General features: G+C 69.7%; 9 protein-coding genes. 5 read left to right on the forward strand and 4 right to left on the reverse strand.

The annotated features are described in order from the left end of the window. Window positions 1-192 (reverse strand): DUF2249 domain-containing protein (locus WA805_RS04780; protein WP_425241738.1); only part of this gene is annotated, 192 nt, incomplete at its 3' end. Window positions 193-269: 77 nt separating this feature from the next. Here WA805_RS04780 and WA805_RS04785 point away from each other — a divergent pair. After that, entirely contained in the window at window positions 270-701 is a 432-nt protein-coding gene (locus WA805_RS04785) for a hypothetical protein (RefSeq protein ID WP_425241739.1), read from the forward strand. A gap of 13 nt (window positions 702-714) precedes the next feature. Here the strand turns inward: WA805_RS04785 and WA805_RS04790 are convergent, their stop codons facing one another. The 3 genes from WA805_RS04790 to WA805_RS04800 form a co-directional block, all read right to left on the reverse strand. Then, window positions 715-1,950 carry an ABC transporter ATP-binding protein gene (locus WA805_RS04790; RefSeq protein WP_425241740.1) on the reverse strand — a complete coding sequence of 412 codons (1,236 nt, stop codon included), beginning with the start codon at window positions 1,948-1,950 and terminating at the stop codon, window positions 715-717. A 123-nt stretch (window positions 1,951-2,073) separates the two neighbouring features. Beyond that, window positions 2,074-4,422 carry a glycoside hydrolase family 3 N-terminal domain-containing protein gene (locus tag WA805_RS04795; protein ID WP_425241741.1) on the reverse strand — a complete coding sequence of 783 codons (2,349 nt, stop codon included), beginning with the start codon at window positions 4,420-4,422 and terminating at the stop codon, window positions 2,074-2,076. Window positions 4,423-4,454: 32 nt separating this feature from the next. Next, window positions 4,455-5,567, reverse strand: coding sequence for a LacI family DNA-binding transcriptional regulator (locus WA805_RS04800; protein WP_424559303.1), 1,113 nt, complete (start codon window positions 5,565-5,567; stop codon window positions 4,455-4,457). A 281-nt stretch (window positions 5,568-5,848) separates the two neighbouring features. On the opposite strand from WA805_RS04800, the gene WA805_RS04805 reads away from it, so the two are divergent. The 4 genes from WA805_RS04805 to xylA form a co-directional block, all read left to right on the forward strand. Then, on the forward strand, window positions 5,849-7,168 hold the full coding sequence (locus WA805_RS04805) for an ABC transporter substrate-binding protein (protein WP_425241742.1): 1,320 nt from the start codon (window positions 5,849-5,851) through the stop codon (window positions 7,166-7,168). Continuing rightward, the gene (locus tag WA805_RS04810) at window positions 7,146-8,156 is read left to right on the forward strand and encodes a carbohydrate ABC transporter permease (RefSeq protein WP_422290388.1); all 1,011 of its coding nucleotides are present in this window, start codon (window positions 7,146-7,148) and stop codon (window positions 8,154-8,156) included. The genes WA805_RS04805 and WA805_RS04810 overlap by 23 nt, the downstream gene beginning before the upstream one ends. Next, a complete protein-coding gene (locus WA805_RS04815) occupies window positions 8,153-9,028 on the forward strand; it encodes a carbohydrate ABC transporter permease (RefSeq protein WP_422290389.1) in 876 nt (291 codons plus the stop codon). Before WA805_RS04810 ends, WA805_RS04815 begins: the two co-directional genes overlap by 4 nt. A gap of 54 nt (window positions 9,029-9,082) precedes the next feature. Continuing rightward, on the forward strand, window positions 9,083-10,226 hold a 1,144-nt coding region (gene xylA / locus WA805_RS04820), incomplete at its 3' end, for a xylose isomerase (protein ID WP_425241743.1).

Consider the following 10,226-nt stretch of genomic DNA (forward strand, 5'->3'; position numbering starts at 1 on the left):
CTCCCTGGCGAGGTACTCCCAGGCGTAGCCGCCGGGATGCTCCACCTCGAACTCGTCCCGCAGGTGCCGCGGGTCGTGGTCATTGACGACCGCGATTGACTCGCCGACACCAAGGGCGTCGTACGCCTGGAAGATCGTGGGGTGCTTGCCAGGCCCGGGCAGCGGCCGCACGTCGAGCTCATGGTCAGTCATCCGAACCTTCTTCCAGGGCGCGATGATTTATACAATCAGAAACTGTATAAACTGTACCGCGTGGACAGGGCATCCTTATGACCGCCGCCGGCGCCGCCGCGACCGCCGCGGTCTTCACGTGGGTCGGCATGGTCGTCGCCATCTCGTTCCTCGAGGTGCCGCTGAAGTTCCGGGCGCCCGGGGTCACCGTGCGGATCGGCCTGGGCATCGGCCGCCTCGTCTTCCGCGGGCTGAACACAGCCGAGGCGATCCTCGCCACCGTCCTGGTGGTATCGGCCGCGGCGGCGGCGCAGCTGCCGCCCGCGCGCGTAATCGCCGCTGCGGCAACCGCCATCGCGGTACTGCTCGTCCAGCTCGCGGTCGTCAGGCCGCGGCTCAGCCGCCGCTCGGACCGCGTGCTCGCGGGCGAGGACACGCCACGCTCACGCGCGCACTACGTCTACGTCGGACTTGAGCTGGTCAAGGTCGCCGCGCTCCTGGCGACGGGCATCTTCCTACTCGCCCGGTGACTCCCGGTAGGGGTCAGCTCGCGGCGACCGTCTCCGCCGCCGAGCCCGTGGCCAGCGGGTGCCCGATGGACTCGCCGCTCGCCGGGTCGAAGAAGTGCAGCCGCGTGGTGTCGACGGCCAGCTCGAGCGGCTGCCCGGACCTGGCGCCGGACCGGGACGACACCCGCGCGGTCCATAGCGACTTGCCGCCGGCCAGCGCGGCGACGGCCTCGTCCTCTTCCTCGTGGCGCTCGGTGGCGCTGCTGATCGCCGCGTGCTCGACCGGCGGCGCGTCGATCGTGAAGATAACGTGGATCTCCGTGCCGAGTTCCTCGGTCACCCCGACGGTGACCGGCAGCCGCGCCCACGACGCGTCGCCGAGCGAGGCGTCCTCGAAGTCCGACGGGCGGATGCCCATGATGACCTTGCGTCCGAGGTACCCGTCCAGCCCCGGCTTGGCGTCGAACACCGTCGCCGGCACCGGCAGCCGGTAACCGGCGAAGGTCGCCGCGGGCCCGTCGTCACGGACCAGGTCGGCCAGCACGAAGTTCATCGCGGGGGAACCGATGAAGCCGGCCACGAACAGGTTCACCGGCGACTCGAACAGCTTCTGCGGCGTGTCTACCTGCTGCAAGCGCCCGTCGCACAGCACGCACACCCGGTCCCCGAGCGTCATGGCCTCGACCTGGTCGTGGGTGACGTACACGGTGGTGGTACCGAGCCGGTCGTGCAGCTGGTTCAGGGCGGCCCGCATCGACACCCGCAGCTTGGCGTCCAGGTTCGACAGCGGCTCGTCCATCAGGAACGCCTGCGGCTCGCGCACGATCGCGCGGCCCATCGCCACCCGCTGCCGCTGGCCGCCGGACAGCGCCGCCGGCTTGCGCTTCAGGTACGGGTCGAGACCGAGCATGGCGGCCGCGTCGCGGACCCGCCGCTTGATCTCCTCCTTGGGCGTATGCCGCAGCCTCAGCCCGAACGCCAGGTTCTCTTCCACGGTCATGTGCGGGTACAGCGCGTAGTTCTGGAAGACCATGGCAATGTCGCGGTCCTTCGGCGGCAGGTCGTTCACCACCCGCTCACCGATGGAGATGGTGCCACCGGTGATCTCCTCGAGGCCGGCGATCGACCGCAGCGCGGTCGACTTGCCGCATCCTGAAGGACCGACGAGCACCATGAACTCACCCTCCTTCACCTCAAGGTTCAGGTCGTCGAGCGCCTTGACGCCGCCCTGGTAAACCTTGTCCACGTGGTCGAGGACGATCTGTGCCATGGAGGAACTCCCTCGTTGTGCCGTGCTCAGAGCCTAAAGCACACGCGTCGCAGCCGTTAAGACCTGTTTCCGCGACACAGCCCTGAAACGTGAATTATGTCGGTAATTGTGCGCTATGGGTAGCTAATCGGGAAGATCATGCACCGTCACGGGCGTGTCGAGGATCCGGTCGGCCCGCACCGCGCGCGACGGGCCGCAGAGCGTGAACGAACAGGTCAGCGGCAGGTTGTCGGATGCCCCGCCGACCGCCACGGTGATCTCGCCAGGCTCGACGATCCGGGTGCCGCCCCGGCCGGTGAACGAGGTCCGGTCGGCGTGCACCCGGAACGCCACCCGGCACGCCTCGCCAGGCGCCAGCGGCACCCGGGTGAACCCGGCCAGCCAGCGCACCGGCCGCACCACGGACGCGACGGGATCGCCGAGGTAGAGCTGCACGACCTCGGTCCCCGCGGCGTCGCCGGTGTTGCGGACGGTGCACGAAATCTCCACCGCGCCGTCGGTCGGCACGTCGTCCGCGGACAGCATCAGGTCCGAGTAGCCGAACGTCGTGTACGACAGCCCGTGCCCGAACGCGAACAGCGGCGCCGGGTCGACCGAGCTGTTGCCGGTGCCGGCCGCGTTCCGTGACCGCAGGTAGGTAGACGGCTGCGCGCCAGGCGCCGCGGGCAGCTCGACGGGCAGCCTGCCGCTCGGCGTCACGCGCCCGGTGAGCACCCCGGCGATCGCGGGGCCGCCCTCCTCGCCGGGAAAGAACGCCTGCACGATGGCGGCGAGCCGGCCGGCCACGCCGCCGATCGCGTACGGGCGGCCAGTGACGAGCACGGCCACGACCGGCTTCCCGGTGTCGGCGAGGGCGTGCAGCAGGTCTTCCTGCACGCCGGGCAGCCGCAACTCGGTGACGTCGCAGCCCTCGCCCGAGGTGCCACGGCCGAACAATCCCGCCTCATCTCCGACGACTGCGACTATCTTTTCCGCTGAACGTGCGCTGGCGACTGCCGCGGCGAACCCGCTCCTGTCCGCGGTGCGCACGTCGCAGCCGCGCGCGTGCACCACATCGGGCAGCTCCGCGCGCAGCGCGCCGAGGAGGGTGGTGACCTCGACGCCGGCGCCGTCGGTGCTGGCCAGGTGCCTGGGCATGGTATAGCAGCCGAAGAACGCGAGCGGGTCGTCGGCGAGCGGGCCGATCACCGCGACCCGGCCCGGATCGCCGCCTTCCCGGTCCGGGGGGGCCAGCGGGAGCGCGCCGCCGTCGTTGGCGAGCAGCACGACGGACTCCTCGGCGAGGCGGCGGGCCAGCGCGCGCTGCGCGGGCGGGTCGAGGTCGATGTGTGCACCATCCGGGGCCGTGTCATCCGGGATGGGGGACCAGCCGGGGTCGAGCATGCCGAGCTCGAACTTCTGCCGCAGTACGCGGGCGACCGCCCGGTCTACGACCTTCATGGCGACGTCTCCGTCCTCGACGGCCGAGCGCAGCGGGTCCCCGTAGCAGCGCACGGTGGGCAGTTCCACGTCGATGCCCGCGGCGAGGGCCAGCGTCGCGGCGCCCGCCGGGTCGGCGGCGACCGCGTGCTGGAGCTCGAGGAAGGAGACCGCGTAGTAGTCCGATACGACCAGGCCGTCGAAACCGAGCTGGTCGCGCAGCAGTGCGCCGAGCAGCTCGGGGTCGGCGCTCGCGGGCACGCCGTCGATGTCGACGTAGGACGGCATCACCGAGCGGGCGCCGCCGAGCCTGATGGCCATCTCGAACGGCGGCAGGATGACGTCGGCGAGTTCCCTGGGGCCCATGGACACCGGCGCCATGTTGCGCCCGGCGCGGGAGGCGGAGTACGCGGCGAAGTGCTTCAGCGTGGCCTGCACGCCTGCCGCCTGGAGCCCCTGCACGTACCCGGTCCCGATGCTGCCGACCAGGTACGGATCCTCGCCGATGGTCTCCTCGGTCCGGCCCCAGCGAGGATCGCGGGTGACGTCGAGGACGGGCGCCAGGCCCTGGTGCACGCCGACGGCGTGCATCGCGGCGCCGATCCCCCTGGCCATGTCGCGGACCAGCGCCGGGTCGAATGAGGCGCCCCACGCGAGCGGGGTGGGGAAGATCGTGGCGGTCCAGGCGGCGAAGCCGGTCAGGCACTCCTCGTGCGCGACCGCGGGGATGCCGAACCTGCTCGCCACCATGACCCGGGCCTGCAGCGCGGCCAGCGCGCGCATGCCTTCCGCCGGCGTCACCGGCCGGGTGCCGAACACCCTGGTGAGCTGGCCCATCCCGCACTTGATGAGCTCGTCGAGCGACGGCCCGTCGTGGCTGAAGAACAGGTCTTGCATCGGGGCGACGCCGCCGTCGTCGCCCCCGGCGCCCATCCAGACGCTGCCGAGCTGGGCGAGCTTCTCCTCCAGGGTCATCCTGCCGAGCAGGTCGGTGACTCGCTGGTCGACAGGGAACCCGGGGTCTCGCCAGGTTTCGACGTCGGTCTGGGTCACGTGCTCTCCTTTGGGGTGCCGGGACTGCCGTGCTAACGGGATTGCCGGGGCAAACGGATGCGGTCCTGGCCAGCGGGGGCGGTCGACTCGCGGACGATGAGCTCGGTGGACAGCTCCACGCGGGTCGACCGGAGCGGCAGCCCCTCGATCAGCTCGCCGAGCATCTGCGCGGCCGTGCTGCCCATCTCGGCGAGCGGCTGCCTGACGGTGGTCAGCGGCGGCGACGCCCAGCGGGTGACCGGCAGCTCGTCGAAGCCGACGACGCTGAGGTCCTCCGGGATCCGCAGGCCGTGCTGCCGGGCCGCCTCGTAGACGCCGAACGCCTGCTGGTCGCTGCCCGCGAAGATCGCGGTCGGCCGTTCTGGCAGCTCCAGGAGCTCGACGGCGCGGGCGAAGCCGCCCTCGTGCTGGAAGTCGCCATACCGCACGAGCCCCTGGTCGAACGTGACGCCGGCTCGCTCGAGCGCCGAGCGGTACCCGTCGACCCGCGCCAGGCTGCACAAGAAGTCGGCAGGCCCGGTGATCGCCGCGATCCGGCGGTGCCCCAGGCTCAGCAGGTGCTCGGTCGCGGCGAGGCCGCCGGCCCAGTTGGTCGCGCCCACGCTCGGGATGTCCGGCGGCGGGGTGTTCGCCGGGTCGATGACGACCAGCGGGATGCCGGCGTTGCGCAGCTGCCCGAGCTGCGTCTCGGTCGGCCGGGTGAGGACCAGGATCACGCCGTCGGTGTGGTGGCTGGCCAGCGCGCTCGTCCAGCTCGCCGGGCGCGCGTTGCCGTGCCGCACGGACGACACGGCGACCGCCGTCTCGTGCTGCGCGCCCCACTCCTCGATGCCCCGCAGGATCTCCACCGCCCACGGGCTGTCCAATCCGGCGAACACGACGTCGATGAGCCCGGACCTGCGGTTCCTGCGCAGTCCGTTCCTTGAGTACTGATGCTGGTCGAGCAGCTGCTCCACCCGGGCGCGCGTCGCCGGGGCGACGTCCGGGCGGCCGTTCACCACCTTCGAGACCGTGGGCAGCGAGACGCCCGCCTCCGCCGCGATCACGGCGAGCGTGGTCTTCCGCTCGAGCAGCCGGGCACTATCGCGCCTGGGCGCGGTACCGACCTGCTGTTGCCGCGCGGTGCTATCTTCTTGATGCCGCACAGCGCCTACCTTTCGATTGTCAACCCGAAAATTTTCGACCAATGAGCAGTGAGCTCGCGGGCGATATCCATGGTGCATCGTACGCGAAGAGCGTGGTCAAGGGAATGTCCTCACGGCCTGCAAGCTCGGCGGGGGCGGCCTGGAGAAAAGTCGGTAACATTGCGGAAACCAGGGGTTGACCACGGCTCGGCGGCGCTTCTACGATGACGGCACCATCGAAAGCTTCCTGAAACTTTCGAAAACGGCCTCCGGCCGCTACCCCCCTGGGGAGATGACAAAGCATGCATAGAAAACGCGTGGTTCTCGGCGTTGCGGTGGCGGCCGCAGCGGCGACCGTACTCGCCGCGTGCAGCAGCGGCGGATCGAGCAGCACGTCGTCGAATTCCAGCTCTAGCTCCGGCAAGGTGACGCTCAGCTGGTGGAACAACGCCAACACGCAGCCGCTGCTCGGCGTGTTCAACAACGTCATCAAGCAGTTCGAGACCGCGCACCCGAACATCACCATCGCGAACGTGCCGATGCAGAACGAGCAGTTCAAGACCAAGATCACGCCCGCGCTGCGCGGCAACGCCCCGCCCGACATCTACCAGCAGTGGGGCAGCGGGCAGCAGGCCACCCAGGTCCAGTCAGGGAAGGTGGCCGACATCTCCAGCGATGTATCTCCGTGGATCGGCTCGCTCGGCACCCCGGCGACCGAGTGGCAGACCAACGGAAAGTGGTACGGCGTCCCTTACGACCTGCACGTGGTCGGCTTCTGGTACCGCAAGGACCTGTTCCAGCAGGCGGGCATCACCTCCCCGCCGACGACCATCCCCCAGCTTGAGTCCGACGACGCCGCGCTGCGGGCGCACGGCATCCAGCCGATCGGCCTCGGATCCAAGGACGGCTGGCCGGATGCCTTCTGGTGGGAGTACTTCGCCATCCGCGAGTGCTCACAGTCGACCATCACCCAAGCCATGTCCAGCGTCAATCTGAGCGCGGCGTGCTTCACCAAGGCAAGCGCCGACCTCGACGCGTTCGTCAAGACCAACCCGTTCCAGACCGCCTTCCTCGCCACCCCGGCTCAGTCGGTCCCGAACAGCTCGGTGGGGCTGCTCGCCAACGGCAAGGTCGCGATGGAGCTGCAAGGCGACTGGGAGCCAGCGGCCGGTGCCGGCCTCACCTCCGACAAGAACTTCACCTCCCAGCTCGGCTGGTTCCCCTTCCCTGCCGTCCCTGGCGGTGCCGGAGACCCGAAGGCCGTGCTCGGCGGGGGTGACGGCTACTCCTGCACCACCAGCGCGGCCGAGCCGGCCTGCGCGGAGTTCCTCCAGTTCCTGACCACCCCTGCGGTGCAGAAGCAGATCATCGGCGCTGGCGCGGGCCTGCCGGCCAACCCGGCGGCCAACAGCGACCTCGCCGTGCCGGCGGAGCAGAACGCGGCGGCGGCGAACGCGGCCGCCCCGTACATCGCCGAGTACTTCGACACCGCGCTGCCCACCACCCCAGGCCAGAACCTGGACAACGCGGTGGCGAAGTGGTTCGCCAGCCCGGAAGCTACCGGGTCGGGCATCACCTCGTCGGTCACCGCGCCGGGATATGACGCGAAGCACTGCGGCTGACGCTGGGCTGACCGGCCCGGGCGTGGCGGCGGATGCCGTCACGCCCGGGCCGGGCGCTGTCCGGCGCGGCGGACGACTCCGGCGTCGCAGGAAACTGCGCAAGGGGGCCGAGCTGAGCATCCTGCTCGGCCCCGGGCTCGTGCTGTTCCTCGGCTTCGTGCTCGCGCCGATCGTGATCGGCGCGTACTACAGCCTCTACAACTGGGACGGGCTCGGCCCGCTCCGCGATTTCACCGGCCTGCACAACTACAAGATCGCGTTCAGCGACCCGGCGTTCATTCAGGCCATCGAGCACACCCTGATCCTGACCGGACTGTCCCTGGTGATCCAGGGGCCGATCGCCCTGGGTATCGCGCTGCTGCTGAACCGCAAGTTCCCCGGCCGCACGTTCATGCGGCTGGTGATCTTCGCCCCGTACGTGCTGCCGCCGGCCGTGACTGCCGTCATGTGGTCGCTGTTGCTGCAGCCGGGCGGCCTCGTCGACGAGGTGATGAAGTCGGCCGGGCTTGGCGGGCTCGTGCAGCTGTGGCTCGCCAACCTCCACGTCGTGCTGTACTCCGTCTTCGCCGTGCTCACCTGGCAGTACCTCGGCTTCGGCATCATCTTGCTGCTCGCCGGGCTACAGGGCGTCCCGGCCGAGCTGAAGGAGGCCGCGGCCATCGACGGGGCGACTCCCTGGCAGGTGACCTGGCGGGTCACGCTGCCGCTGCTCGGACCGACGATCCGGATCTGGGTCTTCATCACGGTCATCGGCTCGCTGCAGGTCTTCGACGTCATCTGGCTGATGACCCAGGGCGGCCCGGCGGGCGCGTCGGATTCGATGGCGACGTACATGTACCGCACGGGGTTCCAGAACGAGGCGTTCAGCTACGGCACGGCGATTGCGATCATCATGTTCCTCTTCTGTTTCTTGTTCGCCCTTGTCTACCAGCGGTTCGCGCTGCGCCGTGACACGGCGGGCGCCCTGACCGGGGCGGTGGGACGATGACGGCCATCACGGCGGCCCCGCCGGCCGGGGCACGCGGCAAGCGGCGGAGGTCAAGCAGCTGGACGATCATGCCGGCCACGTACCTGGCGTCCATCGTGATCCTGGGGCTCACGGTGGTGCCGCTGCTGTACGTGTTCCTGGACGGCGCTCGCAGCACCGCCCAGATCAGCGCCAACTCGACCGCGCTGCCGAACCCGTGGGTCTGGTCGAACTACGGCACGATCCTTACCAGCGCGGCATTCTGGGAGTTCCTCGGGAACAGTGCGCTGATCGCCACGGTCGCGACCGCACTGGCGGTGGGACTCGGCTCGATGGCGGCGTTCGCGCTGTCCCGGTACGTCTTCCGCGGCCGGGAGGTCGTCTTCACCCTGTTCATCTCCGGCCTGCTGTTCCCGCTCCAGATAGCCGCGCTGCCGCTGTTCCTGCAGCTCCAGCTGATGGGCCTGCTGGACAATCAGTTCGGCGTTGCGCTGCCAGAGGCAGCGTTCTCGCTGCCGATCACGATCCTTATCCTGCGCCCGTTCATGCGCGGCATCCCCGGTGACCTCGAGGACGCCGCCATGGTGGACGGCGCCAGCCGGCTGCGGTTCTTCGCGCAGATACTGCTCCCGATGTGCAAGCCCGCGCTGGTCACTGTTGCGCTGCTCGCGTTCGTCACGAGCTGGAACCAGTTCCTGCTCCCGCTGCTGGTGTTCAGCACGCAGTCGCACTTCACCCTGCCGCTCGGCGTCTCCACGTTCCAGTCGACGTACTCGTCGAACACGGCCTTGATCCTGGCGTTCACCGCGCTGGCCGCGGTGCCCGCCCTCGCCGTGTTCCTGTGGGGCCAGCGCTACCTGGTGGCCGGTGCGTCCGGCGCGGTCAAGGGGTAGGACTGTTCCCGGTACGGAAGAATTGTTCCCGAGACGAAAGAAACGGAGTCAGCGATGACAGCGGATCGGTACGTGCCGTCGAGGGAAGACCACTTTTCGTTCGGGATTTGGACTGTGGGGTGGCAGGGCGTAGACGTGTTCGGCGGGGCGGTGCGCCCGCCGATGCCGGCTGACCGGGCGGTCCGCAAGCTCGCGGAGCTGGGTGCGTACGGCGTGAACTTCCACGACAACGATGTGTTCGACTTTGATGCCTCGCCGGCCGAGCGGGAGCAGCGGATTTCCGCGTTCCGCAAGGCGCTTGAGGAGACCGGCATGGTGGTCACCACGGCGACCACGAACCTGTTCGGCCATCCGATGTTCAAAGACGGCGCGTTCACCGCGAACGAGCGCGAGGTGCGGCGGTTCGCCCTGGCGAAGGTGATGCGCAACCTCGACCTGGCAGCGGAGCTGGGCGCGCAGACCTACGTGTTCTGGGGCGGCCGGGAGGGCGCGGAAAGCGGCGCGGCCAAGGATGTGCAGAACGCGCTGTACCGGTACGCGGAGGGCTTTAACGTGCTGGCGCAGTACGTGCTGGACCAGGGCTACCACATCAGGTTCGCGATCGAGCCGAAGCCGAACGAGCCGCGCGGCGACATCCTGCTGCCGACCATCGGGCACGCGCTCGCGTTCATCAACTCGCTCGAGCACCCGGAGATCGTCGGGATCAACCCCGAGGTCGGGCACGAGGAGATGGCGGGCATGAACTACGCGCACGGCATCGCCCAGGCGCTCTGGCACGGCAAGCTGTTCCACATCGACCTCAACGGCCAGAACGGCCCGCGGTACGACCAGGACCTGCGGTTCGGCGCGGGGAACGCGCGCGGCGCGTTCTGGCTGGTCGACACGCTGCTATCCGGCGGCTACGCGGGCCCGGTGCACTTCGATTTCAAGCCGCCGCGCACCGAGGACGACGACGGCGTCTGGGCGTCCGCCGCCGCGTGCATGCGCAACTACCTGATCTTGCGGGACAAGGCGCGGGCGTTCCGCGCGGACCCGGAGGTGCAAGAGGCGCTGCGCGCCGCCCGCATCCCCGAACTGGCGGAGCCGACCCTCACGCCGGGGGAGACCTGGCGCGACGTGCGCGACGTCCAGGTGGACACCGAGGCCCTCGGCCGCCGCGGCATGGGCTACGAGCGCCTCGACCAGCTGGCACTGGAAC

The sequence above is a fragment of the Trebonia sp. genome (assembly GCF_049794275.1).
Taxonomy (GTDB): Bacteria; Actinomycetota; Actinomycetes; order Streptosporangiales; family Streptosporangiaceae; genus Trebonia.